Origin of the sequence: Agrobacterium vaccinii (assembly GCF_021310995.1) — a bacterium.
GTDB classification, from domain to species: Bacteria; Pseudomonadota; Alphaproteobacteria; order Rhizobiales; family Rhizobiaceae; genus Agrobacterium; species Agrobacterium vaccinii.
Genome location: NZ_CP054151.1, coordinates 42,788 through 62,370, shown reverse-complemented (window position 1 = coordinate 62,370; position 19,583 = coordinate 42,788). Strand labels below are relative to the sequence as shown.

The window sequence follows — 19,583 nt, the reverse complement described above, 5'->3', positions numbered from 1 at the left end:
GAATGCCGATGAAGCTCACATTGAAAGTCGTCAACGCGGCAGGCATGGTCCTGTCAAAAGCCAGTTGCGACGACGAGGTCTTTCTGGTCTATCGCAGTGAGTATGCGCAAAGTGACAGGATCGTCATCGAAGCGGCAGAATCAGGCCATGTCGATCTCAGCCTCGATGCCGGCATGCCGCCCGCCCGTGTCTTCCTGGCGGGCACTGAGTTCTCGCTTCCTGTTCCCTCCGGCCTAACGCGCAAGACCTATCCGCCACAGGCTTTCCTTGGAAACCTCCACCGCATATCCGTCTGTCGGGTTCACCCAGATGAGGCTTTGACCCGCCGAAACCTCGCCTTTAACCCCTTCGATCACCACGACAACACAACGCTCTTTCCCCATGCGAAAGCCAATGTGGAAACGCGCGGCGAGGCGGTCTTTGCCGCCCGCAATGCCATCGATGGTGAAAAGGCAAATACCGATCACGGCTTCTGGCCCTATACAAGCTGGGGCATCAATCAGGATCCGGCAGCAACGCTCACTCTGACGTTCGGGCGTCCGGTGCGGGTTGATCAGGTCACGCTGTATCTCAGGGCAGATTTCCCCCATGATGCCTGGTGGAACGAGGCCAGCATGACCTTTTCAGATGGCCACGTGCTGACGGTCCCCTTGGTCAAATCCGGTGCCGCTCAAGCCTTCGCCATGCCGCCGCGCACGGTCGAATGGGTGCGCTTGCATGACCTGAAAAAGGCAGATGATCCATCGCCGTTTCCAGCGCTCACCCAATTCGAGGTGTGGGGCGCAGACGTCGCCTAGTTAGCAGCAATCCCGCGCAGATCGCGCATCATCTCGCGGTAGCGAAGCTGGCTGCCGCGCAGATGCTCCTGCATGGCCAGCTTTGCCGCCTGTTCGTCCCGGTCTGAAATCGCAACGATGATGGCCTCATGCTCCCTGTGGATCAGGCGTCGATAGGCGGTCTGGTCAACCTCCTGCTGCTTGGGAACGAAGCGGGATTGCGGAATGGCCGCGGGTCCATGCAGTTCCAGAAATTGCGTGAACAGCGGATTGTTGGTCGCCGCCGCAATCGCAAAATGCAGCGCCAGATCCGCCTCGCGGATGGACTGGTTGTTCTCGAGACAGTCCAGCACTTTGGCGTGGCACTCGAAAATCGCCTCTTCCTGAGACGGCGACCTGCGAAGTGCCGCAAGCCCCGCTGCCTCGATTTCCAGCGGGGTGCGAATTTCCAACACTTCGAGATCCGAAGACAGTCTCGCTTTGTCTATCTTTACCGGAGCGCCGTCTCTTTCCTTCTTGAGAACAAAAATTCCGGCCCCCTGACGGACCTCCACCAACCCGTCGCAACGCAACGCCGTGACCGCTTCTCTAACAACGGTACGGCTGACGCCATGCGTTTCCGTCATTTGAATCTCGCTGGGCAAGCGGTCTCCAGGGCCGTATTGACCGGATGCAATGGCGTCTCTGAGACTCACGCTGACTTTGGTGACAAGAGACCCGGAGGATTTGCTACGTTTCTGCTTTTGGGGCACGCGGTCACCATCATTGAAAATCGAGCGAAGAGTAAGCTCCTACAAATATGTATGATGAATTTCAGGAAAGTTCAATGATCATACCAATTTACTGGATATTTGTGGAAACGAACTTAATATGATCTCAAAAACTGTGTTGGCTATCCCTAGGAAGCGGAGAGTGGTGCCGTTACAGTTGGCAAGTTCGACGTCATTAATAGACGCTACGTGTCGTCCCAGCCCCAACCTATAGATGCCGCGCTCAGCCGGCTAAGCCGCCCCGGCAGCGTTTCTATCGTTTCGGATACCGGTAGCTCAGGTGATTATCCAGCTTCGTGCGCTGAGGATAAGACGTACCAGTCCACCAAGCCCGATGCCACTTCGGTGGCTCTATCATTCGTTTTGCTGAGGTTATTTTCTTCGCACCAAGCGTTGTGAAACCGATCTATTTTTTTAGGTCGCTTGATGAACACGGGCAAAGCGGCATTCGGAGTGTATGGGTCCTTTTTATACCGGAAATCATGTTGTATCGGGTCGTTGGATAACAACAGCCGCTGAACCGGTTTGTTCAGTTGGTCGTATAATGTGCCCCCGTGGCCCATAGAAACCGGTTTTCCTGGTATGTGCCAGCACGTGGTTTCGCGTTGAGTCTTCGCCCTTCAGCGCTTACCGATCCGCCTTCGCGTGCTAGTCAGCATTCTGACGCGGGACCAGTCCTTTGTTCTTTCTTACCAGATCGGTCCGGCGAGATAGTGGAGTGATCGAGTAACACGCGTAGTCTCGCGTCAAGAACAGGTTTCTCCAAAGAGGTTCAGATATGTTACCTTAGGCATTCATCAACCGCCTTGAGGCCATTATGATTCTTTCCCTTTCCGGCGTTCGCAAATCCTATACGACCACTGAAGGGACAATCGAGATATTGAAAGGTATCGATCTTGATGTGTTGGCAGGCGAAAGCGTGGCGCTGACGGGTGAGTCTGGCAGCGGCAAGAGCACGCTCCTTCACCTAGTGGGAGGGCTCGATCATCCAGACGGTGGCTCGGTGGTCGTAGGCGGGCAGGATATTTCGTCTTTTGACGATGGAGGGCGTGCAAGATATCGCAGAACGCAAGTCGGCCTCGTGTTTCAGCAATTCAACCTGATCCCGTCGTTGAATGTCGCGGCGAATATTTCCTTTCACGCGAGACTTGCGGGTCGACACGACCCGGCATGGGAAGCCGCACTCACGGAAGAATTGGGCTTGAGTGCTTACCTTGCCCGGTATCCAGAGCAACTGTCTGGTGGGCAGCAGCAGCGTGTGGCGATTGGGCGGACGCTTGCGGTCAGGCCTCCTCTTATTCTAGCAGACGAGCCCACCGGCAATCTCGACGAGGCCACCGGCGATACCGTGCTGGATTTGATGCTTACGCTTGCACGCAACGCAGGCTCTGCGCTTCTCCTCGTTACCCATTCATCCAGATTGGCGGATCGGCTGGATCGGAAAGTCGTCCTGTGTAGCGGGCGGATTGCCGGATGAGGTTTGTTGCATTCATGGCCCTGCTGTCCCACTGGCGGCGTAAGCCACTGCAATTGCTGACACTGGTGATGGGTATAGCGCTGGCAACAGCGCTTTGGTCGGGGGTGCAGGCCATCAATGCTGAGGCAAGCGCCAGCTATGCCCGAGCCGCATCCGTTCTTGAACAAGGCGCTTTGGACCAAGTCGTATCCAAGGATGGCACCGGCATTTCGATCCGGTCCTACGGCAATCTGCGCCGTACAGGTTGGAACGTTTCTCCCGTCATCGAAGGTATTCACCGGTTCGGCCAAGCACGCATCAGGTTGATTGGCATCGATCCGCTCAGCATGCCGAAGGAAGGGCAGGTGGCGCCGGTTTCTGATGGGTCCGATCTTCTGACGTTCCTCTCGCCCCCTGGCCAACTTGTCGTCTCAGCTGCAACGGCAGAAAAGCTGCGCGGCAAAACGGATATGGATATCAATATCTCCGATAGCGTGCCGGATGAAGCGGCCTTCGTAGATATCTCGGTCGCCGACCGTCTGCTGGAGACTCATGGCAAGATCACCCGGCTCGTCGTCGCTGGCGCGCAAAAGCCGGGATTGGCACCCGTTGAAAACATCGCGCCGGAACTGACGCTGCGGGAAAACAACGATCAACCGGACGTCGCTCGCCTCACGGACAGTTTCCATCTCAACCTCACCGCGTTCGGTTTCCTATCTTTCGTCGTCGGCCTTTTCATAGTCTATTCGGCAACCGGATTGACGTTTGAACAGCGGCGTGGAACGTTTCGGACATTACGGTCCCTCGGTGTCTCGCTGCCAGCGCTCACAATCATGCTGGTCATCGAACTGGCCGGGTTGGCGCTCATCTCCGGCCTGATCGGCGTCATCATGGGCTATTTCATCGCCTCCGCTCTGATGCCGGGCGTGGCGGCAACCCTGCGCGGTCTCTACGGCGCAAGCGTGTCAGGCTCCTTGACGATACGACCAGAGTGGTGGGCGACAGGGCTGGCGATAGCGTTTGGCGGGACGACGATCTCCTCAGCGCAGAGCCTGTGGCGGGTCTGGACATTGCCCATTCCGATGTCCGCTCAGCCCAGAGCCTGGGCAAGAGCTTCGGCAAGAACACTCACCTATCAGGTCACAGCGGCGGCAGCGTTGCTGGCTCTCGGGGTCATCTTGGCCGCTGGCGGGTCCGGGCTTGTCGTGGGGTTTACAGTGCTGGGCTGCTTGTTGTTAGGGAGCGCGTTTCTGCTCCCCGGTATGCTCGCCATCGGCCTTTCTCTGGCAGAACGCTTTTCCCGCGGGGCTTTGACGCAATGGTTCTGGGCGGACACAAGACTGCAACTACCGGGCCTGTCGCTCGCGCTGATGGCACTTCTGCTCGCACTATCAGCAAATATCGGCGTCGGAACAATGGTCTCAAGCTTCCGGCTAACATTCCTTGGTTGGCTGGATCAGCGCCTGGCAGCGGAACTCTACGTGACCGCACAGGACGTGGAGCAAGCCAGACGCCTCCGCGAATGGCTCTCACAGCACGCCGCAGCGGTGCTCCCAATCTGGAGCGTGGAGCGCGATGTGCTGGGAGAGCAAATGCAAATCTTCGGTGTGGCTGACGACCCAACCTACCGTGCCCACTGGCCCTTGATCGTGGCGGATGCAGATGCCTGGGACAAGATTGCTGCGGGCACTGGTGCTCTCATCAATGAGCAAATGTGGCGCCGAGGCGATGTAAAGCTTGGGCAAATCCTTCCCATGCCAGGCGAATGGAGCGTTACTGTAGTGGGGACCTATTCGGACTACGGCAATACCAAGGGTCAGGTCATGGTCGGAATAGACAGCCTCGTCGCCTATTATCCCGATGTGGCCAAACTCCGCTACGGCGTCCGTGTGCCGCCCGAACGCGCACAAGATCTCAAGCGGCAGATCGTCAGCGAGTTCGGCCTTCCCGAAACCGCCGTTATCGATCAGGCATCTCTCAAGCAGCAATCAAGAGCCATCTTCGAACAGACATTCACAGTCACCGGCGCCTTGAACGTGCTGACGCTCGGAGTTGCCGGGTTCGCGATGTTCGCCAGCTTGCTCACACTCTCCGGCATTCGCCTTCCGCAATTGGCGCCGGTCTGGGCAATGGGCATCCGGCGGCGAGATCTGGCACTGTACGAAATCGCCCGCACTCTGGCGCTCTGGCTCGCCACCTTCATCGCCGCCATTCCTGTCGGCCTCGGATTGGCGTGGGTGCTCTTGGCAATCGTCAACGTTCAGGCATTCGGCTGGCGTCTACCGATGATGGTCTTCCCGCTGGACTGGGTATGGCTGGGCGCAATTGCGTTGATTGCCGCTCTGCTATCGGTCGCTGTGCCTGTCCGCCGCTTGGCGACGATCAACCCCGCCGATCTGCTCAGGATATTCGCCAATGAACGCTAGAAAGTCGGTCGCGATCCTGTCCGCCATATTCATGGCCGTCTCCGCTGGTAGCAGCCAGTCGCAAGGCTTCGCCGGGCTGGGTTCAGATGCAGACGGTTTTGCAGTGCCCCAGCAAGGACACGCATTATCCTTCCCGGCAGACCACGGCGCTCACCCCGATTATCGGATCGAATGGTGGTACGTAACAGCCAATCTTGAAGGTGAGGATGGCAAAACATATGGCGCGCAGTGGACACTGTTCCGGTCAGCCTTGGTGCCGGGAAACAGCGAGGGATTTTCAGACCCACAGGTCTGGATCGGCCATGCCGCCCTCACAACGGAAGACCAGCACTACTTCGCTGAGCGCCTCGGTCGGGGAGGCGTCGGGCAGGCAGGGGTCAGTACCGCACCTTTTGAAGCTTGGATCGATGACTGGAAAATGAAGGGCGCAACATCGTCGCGTGGGGATCAACTGGCGGATCTCACCCTGGTAGCCAATGGAAGCGACTTCAGCTACGACCTGAACCTAAAAGCAATTGGACCTCTCGTCCTGCAAGGAGATCGCGGTTTTTCCGTAAAATCCGCGGCGGGCCAAGCTAGCTACTATTACTCGCAGCCGTTCTATCGGGTAACAGGGGCGATCAAGCTTGCCGGCTCCGACGTAAAGGTCACCGGCAAGGCATGGCTGGATAGGGAATGGTCATCTCAGCCGCTCGCCAGCAATCAGACTGGGTGGGATTGGTTCTCAATTCATTTGGAAGCGGGTGAGAAGCTGATGGCGTTCAGGCTGCGCGATGACAAGGATGGGTTCATTTCGGCAAACTGGATTGCCGCTGATGGGGAGACGACACCGCTGTCGAAGGACGACGTTCGTCTGGAACTCATCCGGCGGGCTGAGGCAGGCGGGCGCAGTATACCGGTTGGATGGCGTATACAAATCCCTAAGAAATCGCTCGACATCACAACCCAGCCATTAAACGACGGGTCTTGGATGGCGACGTCGCCACCATATTGGGAGGGTCCGATCAGCATCAGCGGCAGCACGAAGGGAGCGGGGTACCTCGAGATGACCGGCTATTAGAGAAACCAGTCGGTATGTGGACAGAACGCTGGGCGGCTCGCTTGCGGTTCACTGTCTCATTTTCCTTCTTTGCCTGGTCGTGATGCCACTTTATGGCGAAGTACATACCTGTTCCCAAAACTAGAGGCTTGAGCGGTAAGCTCGAATGTTGAAATTAGAGATCGCACATCAGCACAATCTTAACGCCTTATAATTTAGTATTTCGAAAATAGCGGACATGGGATGATGACGGATGCCGACACAGTGCAGTGGTTGCCACGATGGTGCAGCATTCGACGTGCCATTTTCAATGGCGTTTCAGCCCATCGTAGATATCACCACGGGTAAAGTCTTTGCTCATGAAGCATTGGTGCGCGGGCCGAATGGCGAAGGCGCTGGTTCCGTTCTTGGGCAGGTCAGGACTGATAATTGTTATGCATTCGATCAGCAATGTCGTGTCAAGGCGATTGAACTGGCGTCAAGCCTTTACAGCCCGGCTGACGATGTGAAGCTCTCGATCAATTTCATGCCAAACGCCGTATACGAGCCTCGTGCCTGCATTCGCCTTACACTGGCCACCGCCATGAAAACCGGGTTTCCACTGGATCGTATCATTTTCGAGTTTACCGAAAACGAAGTCCTCGACACCAAACATGTGCTCCATATTTTGAGAACATACAGGGACATGGGTTTCAAGACGGCAATAGATGACTTCGGAGCAGGTCACTCAGGATTGGGTCTTCTGACCCACTTTCAGCCAGACATCGTCAAGCTCGACATGGACATAATCCGTGGCATCGATATCGACCCGGTCAGACGCACGATCGTCAAGCACACGTTAAACATGCTGGAAGACTTGGCCATTGTCCCACTGTGCGAAGGTGTCGAGACAGTGGATGAGTTGGCCGTGCTGAAGGACCTTGGAGTCTCGCTTATTCAGGGCTATGTGCTGGCAAAACCAAGCTTCGAAGCCCTAGCAATTCCAAATATGCCAGCAGCACTCTTTTCAAAGGTTGCGTGATTGCTATAGCAACTACCAAATGAATTCGCTCACGGAACCTGCGTGCCAGTCGCTGGAACAGAAATCGCTTAGAGAGATTGGCTAGCCGTGGTCAACAACCTGCCTCGACGATAGAACTGTCTGAAAAAAAAGGCGGATACCCGAGTCGCCCTAGCCTGATGGCCATATAGTCCCGCACACAAGCGGTAAAGGCAACATCCTTCGAAAACTCATCAATGACAGCGCGTTAAAGCGTGCAGCGGCTCAGCTTGACCGATGTGGTCGAGAAGCGCGCATTTTTTTCGCCTTGATTCAGTCGGGCACCCAATGCCGACGGGTTCACCAACCCAATGCTTTTTGAGTGGTCAAATGCACGATTGTTAGGCAATGATAGAATATTGTTCAACAGTATAGACATGATTGTTCCGCTTTGGTAGCGTCTTAATTAGCAATTCATTTCCTGTTTTTGGTGGGTCGGGACCGTAAGGGCGCATTTGATTGTAGCTCAATGTCTTCGTACCCATGACGGATTTGAAATTGAATAATATGGTGCAAGCGCCGCTGGAGACGCAGACATGACGAACGCAATGGACAAACTCGCGCCGCTCCTTTCGGTTGAGGGGTTGAGTGTCGAGTTTGGCGCCAGTCGCGTTGTCGATGATCTTTCCTTCTCCGTTGCAGCTGGGAAGACAGTTGCTATCGTAGGAGAGTCGGGTTCAGGAAAGTCGATAACCTCGCTTTCGACCATGCTTCTGGCAGATATGATGGGCGCGAAGTTTCCGACCGGCAGGATCATGTTCGGTGAGAAGAATCTGCTCCAGGTTTCGCAGAGGGACATGCGCTCCATCAGGGGCAAAGACATCGCCATGATCTTTCAGGAGCCGATGACCTCGCTCAATCCTGTTTTCACTATCGGTGATCAGATTTGCGAGGTGCTGATCCTCCACGAAAAGATGGGCAAGACGGCCGCTTCCGCAGAGGCGCGAAGGCTTCTCGATATGGTGCGTTTGCCGGATTCGGCCGCACTTCTGGATCGCTATCCGCACCAATTGTCGGGCGGAATGCGACAGCGCGTGATGATCGCCATGGCGCTGGCCTGCCGCCCAAAGCTCCTGATCGCAGACGAGCCGACCACGGCTCTCGACGTCACCATTCAGGCGCAAATCCTCAACATCATGCGCGACCTTCAAAAAGAACTCGGCATGGCCATGGTCTTCATCACGCATGACATGGGTGTCGTTGCCGAAATGGCCGATGACGTCGTCGTCATGTGGAAAGGCAAGAAGGTCGAGGAAGGCCCCGTTGGGCAGATATTCGCCAACCCGCAGCATCCCTACACGCGCATGCTTCTATCGGCCGTGCCGCGTCTCGGCAGCATGGCCGGGGAGGAGTTTCCCAAACGCACGCCGCTGACGGTTCTGGAAGATGGTGAGCCCAAAATCATCGGTGAAGAGCGCGTGCAGGACACCGCGAAATACGATGAAAAGCCGCTTTTGTCGGTCAAGGATTTGCTGGTTCGGTTTGATGTGAAGAAGAACCTTTTCGGCAAGGCGACCCATCGCCTCAGTGCCGTCCAGAACGTCAGTTTCGACATTCATCCGGGTGAAACTCTGGCGCTGGTCGGTGAATCCGGTTCCGGCAAATCGACCATCGGTCGTACGATCCAGCAGCTTCAGGCGTCAATGGGTGGCGAGATCGCCTTTGCCGGGCGGACCTACTCATCCATGTCTGCGGCGGAACGTTTTCGCATGCGACAGGAAGTTCAATACATCTTCCAAGACCCATTTGCCTCGCTCGATCCGCGCAAGACGGTTGGGTTTTCGATTGCCGAGCCGATCAACACGCATGGCTTGATCTCCGGCAGTAAGGCGGTTCGCCGTCGGGTCGACGAACTCCTCGAACGCGTTGGCCTGAGCTCCGCCGTGGCCGAGCGTTATCCTCACGAGTTCTCGGGTGGCCAGCGCCAACGCGTCTGCATTGCGCGCGCATTGGCATCCGATCCGAAGCTGATCATCGCCGACGAAGCGCTGTCGGCGCTCGACGTGTCCATTCAGGCGCAGATCATCAACCTGTTCATGGATTTGCAGGCCGAACGCGGTCTCGCCTACCTGTTCATCAGCCATGACATGGCCGTGGTTGAGAAGATCAGCCACCGCGTTGCTGTTCTTTATCTCGGCCAGATCATGGAATTGGGCAGCCGCCGACAGGTCTTTGAGACACCGACGCATGATTACACACGCCGGTTGCTGTCGGCAGTGCCGGTCGCTGATCCTGCTGCCGTCAGGCACACCGCAATGATCGAGGGTGAAATTCCCAATCCTGTTCGTCGCGTCGGCGATGAGCCCGCAATTCTCGTTCACGAGGAAATCAATCCAGGTCACTTCGTCGCAAGAAGCGCCTGAAAAACCGCGAAAAATCGCATCTATCTGAGAGGAACAGATCAATGACCAGAATAAACAGGGGGCTGACGGCCTTCGTGGCGCTTGCCCTGTCAAGCGTGGCTTTTACTGCCGCACCGGCAATTGCAGCCGGAAAAATGACGATTTCCACCCCGCAGGACCCAGGCAGCTGGGACCCCATCGATACATTTCTGGTCCAGTGGGCTGCCGTTGCCACCAACATCTTCGATGGCCTGACCTATCGTGGCCCTGATCTGAAGCTCGTGCCGGGTCTTGCTGAATCCTGGGAAGAATTGGACGAAGGCAAGCGCATTCGCTTCAAGCTTCGCCAGAACGTTAAGTTCCACAATGGCGAGCCATTCAACGCGGAAGCCGTCAAGTTCACCTTCGATCGCCTGCTTGGCGAACAGGGTGCGAAGGGGCCGCAGCGTTCCAACTACACGGCCATCGAAAGCGTCGAGATCATCGACGAGAACACCGTGGACATGAAGCTGAAGGCTCCCGATCCCGTTCTGCTGACCAAGCTTGCCGGATATGGTGCCATGATCGTGCCGCCAAAGTACATTCAGGAAAAGGGTGAAGACAACTTCAACACCAATCCTGTCGGCACGGGTGCATTCAAATTCGTGTCCTACGCGCCGAAGGTGAACATCAAGCTGGAAGCCAACCCGGATTACTGGGGCGGCCCGCCGAAGTTGTCTGAGCTCGATTACCGCTTCATCTCCGAACCGGCGACAGCCGTTGCCGAGCTCCAGGCTGGCCGTGTCGATCTCGTCATTCCGCCTACGATCCCTATTGGCATGCTGCCGGTCATTCAGGGCGATTCCAAGCTGGAAATCGTGAGCGTTCCCGGCCCAACCGTCGATGCTCTGCGCTTCAATACGCGTGATGGCATCACGGCTGATCCGAAGGTTCGCAAGGCGATCATCATGGCAGTGGATCGTGCGACCATCGTCAAGTCGATCCTTGCAGGGCAGGGCTCTGAAATCGCAAGCTTCCAGGGCGCGTTGTCATTTGGTTACGACTCAGAACTGAAACCGCTTCCTTACGATCCAGAAGGCGCAAAAAAGCTTCTGGCAGAGGCTGGCGTAAAGCCGGGTGCAACTGTTCAGATCGATATTCGTGGTAATGACGCGACGATGAACGAGGTTACGCAGGTCATCGCCAGCTACCTCCAGATGGTCGGCATTACCGCCACCATCAAGCCTTATGAAACCAACGTTCTGCTGAATGATATCATTCCGCAGGGTAAGACCGGTGCCATGTTCCAGCAGAAGTGGGGCGGCTGGACCTTCGATTACGACAACACCGCCTATTCCATGTATCACTCCGGTGAAAAGTGGAATCCTTACGAAAAGGACGCTGCGCTGGACAAGCTGCTGGAATCCCAACGCCCGCTGACGGACCGCGCGGAGCGTGAGCGCATCCTGAAGGAAATCGGCAAAGCGACTGCCGAGAAGGCTCTTGAGCTGCCGCTCTACAACAGCAACGCGATCTATGGCGTCAGCAAGAAGGTCAAGGGCTTCGTCGCCCCGCCGGATAACCGCCTGAAACTGACCGACGTCACCGTCGAGTAAAAATGAATGTTTGACGCTGCTCTCAAGGGGCGGCGTCACCATCCCCATTGCAAGGAAAAGAACGTGGCCGGTTTCCTCATCAAGCGATTGTTGCAGGCGTTATTCGTCGTCATCGCCATCACGCTGCTCGTCTCATTCGCCATTCGCCTGACCGGCGACCCTGCCGTTACCATGTTTCAGGGCGGTGGCAGCATGACGGAAGAAGATTTGATGCGCATACGTGTCGCGCTTGGCACGGATCAACCGTTCTTCGTGCAATACATGAACTTCTTAAAGGGCCTAGTCACGTTGGACCTTGGCAAGAGCTTCATCGGTGGCACGCCAGTCTCGCGCCTGATCGGTGATGCGCTACCGGCAACGCTGATGCTGGCGTTCATTTCTATGATCGTGTCGATTGCGCTGTCGATCCCACTGGGCATCAAGGCGGCGACCTCGAAAGGGAAGGGTGTCGATCAGGCCATCAGGATATTCTCGCTGCTCGGCCTGTCCTTTCCGAATTTCTGGCTCGCGCTGATGCTCGTCCTGCTGTTTTCGATCACACTCGGCTGGCTTCCGCCAAGTGGTATGGGTGGCGCGGTCAGCTACGTCATGCCTGCGGTGACGATGGGCGTTATTCTCACCGCCACCAATGTCCGTCTCGTTCGCACGGCCATGCTGGATACTCTGCAATCGCAATACATCATGGTTGCGCGTGCCAAGGGCTTGAGCGAAAGCAAGGTTCTTTACAAGCACGCGCTGCGCAACTGCGCTATTCCGCTCATCACCTATTTCGGTTTGCAGTTCGGGGGGTTGCTGGGCGGCATCGTTGTCATCGAGCGGGTGTTCAACTGGCCGGGCATGGGCTCGCTGGCATTCGATGCCGTTGGTGCACGCGATTACCCCGTGTTGCAGGCCGTCATTACCGTGCTGTCGCTGATGATCGTCGGCATCAATCTTCTGGTCGATATCGCCTACGGGCTGGTCGATCCCCGTATCCGCACGGAGTAACCGACATGGCAACCAAAACCTTCCGCCTTTCGCGGTTCTACAGCCTTGAATTCGTGCTGGGTGCAACCTTGACCATCGTCATCTGCGCTGCCGTGCTGCTGTCCGACGTGCTTTTCCCCGGCGGTGCGGAAAAGATCGATCTGATGGCGCGGCTTGCAAAACCGTTTGCTAGCGCGGCACACCCTTTCGGCACTGACCCGTTGGGCCGTGATGTTCTGGCGCGTGTCGTGGCAGGTGGCAAGATTTCGCTGCTGGTGGGCTTTACGTCTGTCATCGGTGCCGTGGTTTTCGGTGTGCTGATGGGCCTGATTGCAGGCTACTACCGCGGCTTCTGGGATATGGTCGTGATGCGCTTTGCCGATATCCAGCTTGCCATGCCTTTCATTCTGCTGGCCATTACATTCATTGCCATTGTGGGTGGCAGCCTCACCAACACCATCATATTGCTGATCGTGTCGCAGTGGGTGCAATATGCGCGCCTCGTGCGCGGCTCGGTGCTCACACTGCGTGAGCGGGAATTCATCCTGTCGGCGCGCGCTATCGGCGTCAAAGACTGGCGCATCATCTTCCAGCATCTGCTGCCAAACCTCATCGGCCCGGTCATCGTGCTGATGACGCTGAATGTGGCCAACAATATCCTGCTGGAAAGCAGCCTTACCTTCCTTGGCATGGGGGTCGATCCAACCATTCCAAGCTGGGGCGGCATGCTGGCGGATGGTCGCACCTATTTGCAGATCGCCTGGTGGGTCAGCGTCTTCCCTGGTCTGGCAATCCTTCTCACTGTGCTTGGCCTCAATCTTCTGGGCGACTGGCTGCGCGATAGCCTCGATCCGACCGGTAGAACTTCAAGGTAAATGCCATGACAGAGATATTTAGACAGACATTCAAGCGCACTCTTGATGATTTGGTCGAGCAGGCGGTTCCCGGGCAGTCCCTGGAAGCATGGACATTCGATGACGTGAAGAGCAGACGTGATGCCGAGCGCCGCCTTGCAGAAAAAGGCGTGACGGCACGCATCCGCAGTGCCTACAAGCCGTTGCTCCATAGCTTTCTGGAAGAGATTGACCTGGAAGGCGTCGAGAGCATTCAGATCGCATATCCCGTTCACCCAGACGCACCCGAAAATCGGTTTCGGCTCGAGGCCTATCCGTTGGCCGCTTTGGTCGGAGAGATCAAAATTGACTTCGTGCCGCGTGCAGATGATGCGTTTTTCTATGACGTTTCTCTGAAACGGGCAGCTGGTACCGAGACACTGAAGGTATTCGCGCCAAATCGCGTCCATGTCGATATCGTTGGAGAAACCAATGTCTCGCCAACCGGCTGGCTGCGCCACGGCGAGCATGATGAGCGGCTTGAAACGGACTACGAGCGTTTGTTCGAGAGCGCGATTAACGCAGTCGCAACACACTATTGGGGAAATAAAGAGCCCTATTTCGATGAGCTCAATATTCGCGTCCTTTATCCTTCCGAGGATCTGCCGCTTTCCATTGGCGATGAGATGGTCAGCCTGCGGGAAGCCCTGCATGAGGATTTCTACTTCTCACTTCTCGAATTCTTCCAGAAAAAATCCGGTCGTCCACTTGGTGATCGTGGCTTGAAACCCGGCCAGATCGTCCCGGAAGTCATCAAAAGTGACGCGGGAATTTCGGTGCGTATCGAAACCAGGCCATTGGGCACGGCATTTCTGGATAGCGCGGACCAAGCAATCGAAACAGCTGCTGCCCCGCTATCGACAGATCAGATATCAAATCTGCTGACCGAAATAGGTGGCGACGCGTTCACTGCCCGCGCCAGATCAGGCAGGCAAGTGACCGCACGCTATGTCAGCGGAAACGACGCCGCCGTCATGATCAGCGGCGGACAACACCCGAATGAAACGACAGGCATCGTCGGGGCTCTCCGTGCGGCCCTTGAATTGCAGACGAAGGCGGGTGCGCACTTCACCATTTCGCCGCTGGAAAACCCTGATGGTTACGCCATCCATCAACGGCTTCGCGTCGATAATCCAAGACATATGCATCACGCCGCGCGCTATACCGCGTTGGGAGATGATCTCGAGTATCGGACGCCTGAGAATTCGGGAGCGTATCTCAACGAAAAGGAAATCCGTTTCAAAGCGCAAGACTTAAGCGGAGCTACCTTGCACGTCAATCTTCACGGTTATCCCTCGCACGAATGGACCCGTCCGCTCTCGGGGTATGTGCCGCGTAATTTTGCGATGTGGACTTTGCCAAAAGGCTTCTTTCTTGTCATGCGTCATCACGCTGGCTGGACCGAACAGGCCGAGGCCTTGCTCGACAAGGTTACCCGCCATCTTGGCACAATCCCCGGTCTGCTGGACTATAATGATCGCCAGATCGCACTCTACGAAATCCACGCCGGCGAGACCGGTTTTCGCATCATCAACGGTTTTCCGTGCCTTTCATCGGTCGATGATCGACACACGGTACCGATGACGCTGATAACCGAGTATCCAGACGAAACGATCTACGGCGACGATTTCATAGCTGGTCACACCGCGCAGATGCAGACGGTGGTGTCTGCGTACGAGGCGTGGCAGGAGATTATGAGAGGTTATTCTAATCGATCAGGCGTATAGATTTGGCTGAACCCGTATGAAAAATCATATTGGAGATTTATTCCTATGGATCGGATGGGTTCAGATATGTGTCACTTATACGGCTTGAAATGCCTGCCCGGTTATCGGGAAACTCGTCCTCGCGGTAGCTTACGAGCAGGCTGAAGAGGTCTGCCCGCAGACATTTACGTGGCGTAAGTAATGCTTCTATGCGTTGCGTGATGATTGTTTGATTGCGCGAGAGTGCCTCAACTGATTCACCCTCGATTAGGACCACGACATTCACAGTGTCCAGGTCAGTCGTCTCTTCCTGTGTGAAAACCTCATAATTCTGATTAGGTTCTGCTATTGTGGCTCGGAAGCACACAATTTGCGCTTCAATGAGCAATTGCCTCAACAGAGTTTCGAGCTCTGACATTGATGCCTTGGCCTTGGTACGCTCTACAGCATATGCTTGGACGATTGCCGCTCCACCGATGCCTTTACCGCCGATTATCGCGATTTCGCCTGGAATTCTCAGAACTCTTGAAAAATGCTGGCGCATTTTAAGCGACCAAGATGTCGGGTTGCGGACAAGATCGAAGTAAGCGTCTTGCTCAATGACTTTGATGTCTTCAAGCTCGTAAAGCGTGAAATATCTTTCGCTGTCGACCGAAGAAACGTAGCGGCGTGCAGCTCGCATTCCGGGTACTGTCAAGCGCTCTGGCACGTGTTCGAACGTGTGCCAGGCCGCGTATTCTTCGGCGAGGTTTGAAGGGTAATCGTTCCAGAGTGCTAAAATGGCAGCGGCCATCAAACGTCTCCCATGCGTAAAATGACTTTGGATGCTTCACGGCTGCGCGCAGCCTCAAAGCCCACTAACGCGTCAGTCAAAGGTAGATTGTGTGAAATCAGCTGCCGCATCAAATCCTGATGACCATCGAGGAAGGAGATGACGTCATCCCAGCTATCGGCAGGTGCTCTGTAGGATCCGCGTATTTGCTGATGCATCCGCACGAGCGAGGTAAGATCGATCTGCGCAGGAGTGGCGTGGATGCCGACAACAGTGAAAATACCGCGCTTCTTCAGGAATGGCAGCGTAGCAGCAACAAGCGCTGGCACGCCTGCCGCTTCGATAATCGCGTCGAAGGGCCCAAACTCAGCAAGCGCCGGTCCCATCTCGACATCACTTGTATCGATCAGATGTTCAAAACCTGCAGCTCGGAGGCGGTCGAGGCGCGGACTGTCGTCGCGTCCCATAATCACCACTTTCGCTCCTTTGTGGCGGGCAAGGATCGCAATGCCTTGACCGATAAAGCCAGGCCCGATGACCAAGATGGTCTGACTTGGCTGCACCTCTGCTGTCGCAACAGCTTCCGCGCAAACGGTCATCGGCTCTGTTAAAGCAGCGACATTCATATCGATACTATCAGGTAGAGCGTGGCAGTTCTTGAAGGGAACGCTGACGTAGGAGGTGAAAGCACCGTTCCGGCCGATACCGACACCCTTGCGGTCGGAGCAATTGTCCTCGTCACCTTTCAGGCAAGCATCGCACTTGCCGCAGGTGGTGGAGGGTCTTGCTGTCACACGAGTGCCCACGGCGTTTGCCGGGACATCTTTGCCAACCCGTTCAATCGTGCCGGAAAACTCATGGCCCAGCGTGACGGGCATTGCCCGCTCCATCGATTCGTATCCAGGTGTCCATTGCGCGATATGCAGGTCGGTACCGCAGATGCCAGCGGAATGCACACGGATCAACACTTCGCCCAAGGCGACGTGGTCGGGCTCGGCCAGAGTGTTGAATTGCACGCCGCTGCCGGGCCGGACCTTTTGCAATGCCAGCATATTGAATCTCCGTTGGTGAAGTCTGGGTGTCAGCCGCGCCAGCTTAGAAAGCGCTTCTCGACCTGTCCGATTGCAAAATTGACGATCAAACCCATGACAGAGAGTATCGTCACACCGGCGAAAAGCTTTTCGAGATCATAGAGTGAGCCTGCCTCCAGGATGTAGGAGCCAACACCATATTGAGCACCGAGCATTTCGGCTGCGACGAGGAGGATAATGGCAATGGAAATCGACACACGTAGGCCGGACAAGATGGCCGGAAAAGCGCCGGGCAGCACGATCTTTCTGATGATCGACCACCAACTCAGACCAAAACTCTGGCCCATGCGGATCAGCGTGCGATCGACGTTGTCGACGGCGCCGTAGGTCGCGACCACTGTCGGCGTGAATGTGCCAAAGGCAATCAACGCGTATTTCGACGTTTCATCGATGCCGAACCAAATCACGAACAGCGGTAAAAGCGCGATCTTGGGGATCGGAAAGAGCGCAGCGACCAAGGGCACCAGACCGGCACGGACATAGCTGAACAGACCGATCATGACCCCAACCGATATGCCAACCGCGATGCCAAGGAATGCCCCGACGAACAGTCGCTGTAGCGATGGCAGCAAGTGTTTCCACAGCAGTCCGGTTTGCCAGAGTTGCACGAAGGTATCCAGAACGGCGGATGGTCGTGGCAGGGTCAGGTTGGAAATGATGCCGCTACGGGTACCGATTTCGGCCAGCGCGATCAGGACGACAAAGACAGCAATGCCCATGCCACGCACAGGCATTGGCGCAAAACCACCGCCGCGAAACTCGACTGATCGCACCGGTGCTCTCTTGTTTTCTGTCCCGTTTTCGACGGATAATTCGGCGGCATTGGCAAGTGTGTTAATGTCAGACATTGACCAACTCCTTGTCAGCGGCCATGGCTTCTTCACGCATCAGGTCCCAGAGTTGCTTCTGCTTCTCTTCCAGCACGGAATCTCCGAGATGGCGCTCGGACAGTGGGATGTCGATATCGACGACTTCGCGTATCTGTCCAGGTCGGCGAGACAAGACGACAACGCGGTGGCCGAGCCGAACGGCTTCGTTGAGATTGTGCGTCACATAGACAGACGTGAATGGCTGGCGAGTCCACAGTGAAATCAGATCATCCATCAAAAGTTCACGGGTCTGGCTGTCGAGCGCTGAAAGCGGCTCATCCATCAACATCACGGCGGGGCGTACGGCAAGAGCGCGGCTGATCGCGACACGCTGGCGCATGCCACCCGACAGCTGTTTCGGGAGTGCCTGCCTGAAATCTGATAAACGGGTACGCTCGAGAACATCCGTCACGATGTCGTCCATATCGCGTTTGCTCAGGCCGTGATCTTCGAGAACGAGCTTGATGTTACCTTCCACGGTACGCCAGGGAAGTAGCGCAAAGTGCTGAAAAACATAGGTCAGAGGATTGAGAGACCCCTTCGGCGGATTGCCGATTTGCAACACTTCGCCCGAACTCGGTCTCTCTAAGCCGCCTAGAAAGCGGAGCAAGGTCGATTTACCACAACCGGATGGCCCTATCAGACAGATGATCTGTCCCTGCTGTATATCGAGGGAGATATCTTTGAGAACCTCGACCGATCCGTAGGAATGGCTGATGTTTTTAAGCTTAAGGTCCATACGGGCCTCCTTGGCGGAGGCGCGATGCCTCCGCGAAAAATCGCAAGCTGATTAGATTGTCTTGACGTAGGACGTGTCGAACAACTGTTCATTGGTTATGGCATCCTTGACCATGCCTTCGGCCTTGAACCATTCCAGTTGCTCGACACAGCTACCGAGCGACAGTGCGAGATCAGCGTTGATGCGCATGGCTCCATCGATCAGGTTCTGCTTGGCAGTCTCGAACGGGCTATCACTTTCGACATATTTGTGAACGATTTTTGCCAGAGCGTCACGTTCGGCATCGTCAGCCTTGTTATCCATGAAAGCAGCATTGTAGTCTGCAATAGCTCGCGAATAGGCTTTGACAAACGCCGCCGTCATTTCGCGTTCATTGGCTGCGTTCTTGGTCGAAGTGAAAGCGGTCGTAACCTGGTAATCCGGCGCATAGTCCGAGACTAGGCCGATCTGCTTGGCGGCGCCTTCACGGATCATCTTTTTAGCGACATTTGGCTGAATCGCCCAGGCATCGATCTGCCCCGTCGTGAGAGCGCCGACGATAGCTCCGAGCTTTTGCAGCGGGCGGAGTTGCATGTCAGACAGTTTGATATTGTTGGCCATGGCAATCTTGTGGGCCATGAAGTGGAAGGAGGAGCCAGCCGTGGTGATGCCGAAGCTTTTTCCCGCGAGCTTTGAAGGATCGGTAAGCCCAGCGTCATAGGCTTTGTTTGAAGCAAGAATGATCGCGCCTGTAACGCCCTTTTGTTCGGTCAGCGCCCCGCCAATAACCTTGATGGCGTCTTTCTGAGCAAGGCTGATGAGGCCGCCGCTCATCGCGGTCACGCCGAAATCGGCATCACCTGACGCAATTGCAACGGCCATAGGCTGCGCTGCTTCAAAGAATTTCAGTTCAATGTCCAGTCCGGCTTCCTTGTAGTAGCCGCGCTCGAAAGCGATGAAGCTTGGCGCATGGCTGGCAAGGTGAAGCACTGCGAGATTACGCGTTGCGGCGCGTGCTGGCAGGCCGAAAGCAGCAGCGCTGCCGACAGCGCCCATACCGATAAGCGCCTGACGGCGGCTCAAAAATACATTCATTCGATATCTCCTCCCAAAATGACGTGTCTG

16 protein-coding genes are annotated in these 19,583 nt (G+C 55.9%); 10 read left to right on the top strand and 6 right to left on the bottom strand.

Features of this window, described 5'->3' with window-relative positions; genetic code table 11:
- Positions 1–8: 8 nt before the first annotated feature.
- Positions 9–797, top strand: coding sequence for a DUF7402 domain-containing protein (locus HRR99_RS15450; RefSeq protein ID WP_233123609.1), 789 nt, complete (start codon positions 9–11; stop codon positions 795–797).
- Here the strand turns inward: HRR99_RS15450 and HRR99_RS15445 are convergent.
- Entirely contained in the window at positions 794–1,528 is a 735-nt protein-coding gene (locus tag HRR99_RS15445; protein ID WP_111839625.1) for a FadR/GntR family transcriptional regulator, read from the bottom strand. The genes HRR99_RS15450 and HRR99_RS15445 overlap by 4 nt on opposite strands.
- Positions 1,529–2,363: 835 nt before the next feature.
- Between HRR99_RS15445 and HRR99_RS15440 the strand changes: the two genes are divergently transcribed.
- From HRR99_RS15440 to HRR99_RS15400, 9 genes are all read left to right on the top strand, one after another.
- Positions 2,364–3,023 carry an ABC transporter ATP-binding protein gene (locus tag HRR99_RS15440; protein WP_233123608.1) on the top strand — a complete coding sequence of 220 codons (660 nt, stop codon included), beginning with the start codon at positions 2,364–2,366 and terminating at the stop codon, positions 3,021–3,023.
- The gene (locus HRR99_RS15435; RefSeq protein ID WP_233123607.1) at positions 3,020–5,428 is read left to right on the top strand and encodes an ABC transporter permease; all 2,409 of its coding nucleotides are present in this window, start codon (positions 3,020–3,022) and stop codon (positions 5,426–5,428) included. Before HRR99_RS15440 ends, HRR99_RS15435 begins: the two co-directional genes overlap by 4 nt.
- Positions 5,418–6,488 carry a lipocalin-like domain-containing protein gene (locus HRR99_RS15430; RefSeq protein WP_233123606.1) on the top strand — a complete coding sequence of 357 codons (1,071 nt, stop codon included), beginning with the start codon at positions 5,418–5,420 and terminating at the stop codon, positions 6,486–6,488. The genes HRR99_RS15435 and HRR99_RS15430 overlap by 11 nt, the downstream gene beginning before the upstream one ends.
- A 232-nt stretch (positions 6,489–6,720) precedes the next feature.
- Positions 6,721–7,488 carry an EAL domain-containing protein gene (locus HRR99_RS15425; RefSeq protein ID WP_233123605.1) on the top strand — a complete coding sequence of 256 codons (768 nt, stop codon included), beginning with the start codon at positions 6,721–6,723 and terminating at the stop codon, positions 7,486–7,488.
- Between the two features lie 554 nt (positions 7,489–8,042).
- Complete coding sequence (locus tag HRR99_RS15420; protein WP_233123604.1) at positions 8,043–9,869, top strand: ABC transporter ATP-binding protein; 1,827 nt, start codon at positions 8,043–8,045, stop codon at positions 9,867–9,869.
- 41 nt (positions 9,870–9,910) lie between these two features.
- On the top strand, positions 9,911–11,443 hold the full coding sequence (locus tag HRR99_RS15415; protein ID WP_233123603.1) for an ABC transporter substrate-binding protein: 1,533 nt from the start codon (positions 9,911–9,913) through the stop codon (positions 11,441–11,443).
- Between the two features lie 63 nt (positions 11,444–11,506).
- Positions 11,507–12,430: an ABC transporter permease gene (locus HRR99_RS15410; RefSeq protein ID WP_233124931.1), complete on the top strand. Its 924-nt coding sequence runs from the start codon at positions 11,507–11,509 to the stop codon at positions 12,428–12,430.
- 5 nt (positions 12,431–12,435) lie between these two features.
- Entirely contained in the window at positions 12,436–13,284 is an 849-nt protein-coding gene (locus tag HRR99_RS15405; RefSeq protein WP_233123602.1) for an ABC transporter permease, read from the top strand.
- A gap of 5 nt (positions 13,285–13,289) precedes the next feature.
- Positions 13,290–15,029: a M14 family metallopeptidase gene (locus HRR99_RS15400; RefSeq protein WP_233123601.1), complete on the top strand. Its 1,740-nt coding sequence runs from the start codon at positions 13,290–13,292 to the stop codon at positions 15,027–15,029.
- 43 nt (positions 15,030–15,072) lie between these two features.
- On the opposite strand, the gene HRR99_RS15395 is transcribed toward HRR99_RS15400, so the two are convergent.
- From HRR99_RS15395 to HRR99_RS15375, 5 genes are read right to left on the bottom strand one after another with little or no spacing between them, the layout of a single operon-like run.
- Complete coding sequence (locus tag HRR99_RS15395; protein WP_112500234.1) at positions 15,073–15,801, bottom strand: DUF4286 family protein; 729 nt, start codon at positions 15,799–15,801, stop codon at positions 15,073–15,075.
- The gene (locus tag HRR99_RS15390) at positions 15,801–16,832 is read right to left on the bottom strand and encodes a zinc-dependent alcohol dehydrogenase (RefSeq protein ID WP_233123600.1); all 1,032 of its coding nucleotides are present in this window, start codon (positions 16,830–16,832) and stop codon (positions 15,801–15,803) included. Before HRR99_RS15390 ends, HRR99_RS15395 begins: the two co-directional genes overlap by 1 nt.
- A 29-nt stretch (positions 16,833–16,861) precedes the next feature.
- Positions 16,862–17,755, bottom strand: coding sequence for an ABC transporter permease (locus HRR99_RS15385; protein WP_422387332.1), 894 nt, complete (start codon positions 17,753–17,755; stop codon positions 16,862–16,864).
- The gene (locus tag HRR99_RS15380; RefSeq protein ID WP_111839259.1) at positions 17,712–18,479 is read right to left on the bottom strand and encodes an ABC transporter ATP-binding protein; all 768 of its coding nucleotides are present in this window, start codon (positions 18,477–18,479) and stop codon (positions 17,712–17,714) included. The genes HRR99_RS15385 and HRR99_RS15380 overlap by 44 nt, the downstream gene beginning before the upstream one ends.
- A gap of 51 nt (positions 18,480–18,530) precedes the next feature.
- Positions 18,531–19,553 (bottom strand): ABC transporter substrate-binding protein, encoded by a 1,023-nt coding sequence (locus HRR99_RS15375; protein ID WP_111839258.1) that lies wholly within the window; start codon positions 19,551–19,553, stop codon positions 18,531–18,533.
- Between the last annotated feature and the right edge of the window lie 30 nt (positions 19,554–19,583).

Coding starts and splice junctions, on each gene's coding strand:
- HRR99_RS15420 (WP_233123604.1), top strand. CDS start 8,043: ATGACGAACGCAATGGACAAACTCGCGCCGCTCCTTTCGGTTGAGGGG.
- HRR99_RS15375 (WP_111839258.1), bottom strand. CDS start 19,553: ATGAATGTATTTTTGAGCCGCCGTCAGGCGCTTATCGGTATGGGCGCT.
- HRR99_RS15395 (WP_112500234.1), bottom strand. CDS start 15,801: ATGGCCGCTGCCATTTTAGCACTCTGGAACGATTACCCTTCAAACCTC.
- HRR99_RS15400 (WP_233123601.1), top strand. CDS start 13,290: ATGACAGAGATATTTAGACAGACATTCAAGCGCACTCTTGATGATTTG.
- HRR99_RS15390 (WP_233123600.1), bottom strand. CDS start 16,832: ATGCTGGCATTGCAAAAGGTCCGGCCCGGCAGCGGCGTGCAATTCAAC.
- HRR99_RS15435 (WP_233123607.1), top strand. CDS start 3,020: ATGAGGTTTGTTGCATTCATGGCCCTGCTGTCCCACTGGCGGCGTAAG.
- HRR99_RS15440 (WP_233123608.1), top strand. CDS start 2,364: ATGATTCTTTCCCTTTCCGGCGTTCGCAAATCCTATACGACCACTGAA.
- HRR99_RS15405 (WP_233123602.1), top strand. CDS start 12,436: ATGGCAACCAAAACCTTCCGCCTTTCGCGGTTCTACAGCCTTGAATTC.
- HRR99_RS15430 (WP_233123606.1), top strand. CDS start 5,418: ATGAACGCTAGAAAGTCGGTCGCGATCCTGTCCGCCATATTCATGGCC.
- HRR99_RS15425 (WP_233123605.1), top strand. CDS start 6,721: ATGCCGACACAGTGCAGTGGTTGCCACGATGGTGCAGCATTCGACGTG.
- HRR99_RS15415 (WP_233123603.1), top strand. CDS start 9,911: ATGACCAGAATAAACAGGGGGCTGACGGCCTTCGTGGCGCTTGCCCTG.
- HRR99_RS15380 (WP_111839259.1), bottom strand. CDS start 18,479: ATGGACCTTAAGCTTAAAAACATCAGCCATTCCTACGGATCGGTCGAG.
- HRR99_RS15450 (WP_233123609.1), top strand. CDS start 9: ATGAAGCTCACATTGAAAGTCGTCAACGCGGCAGGCATGGTCCTGTCA.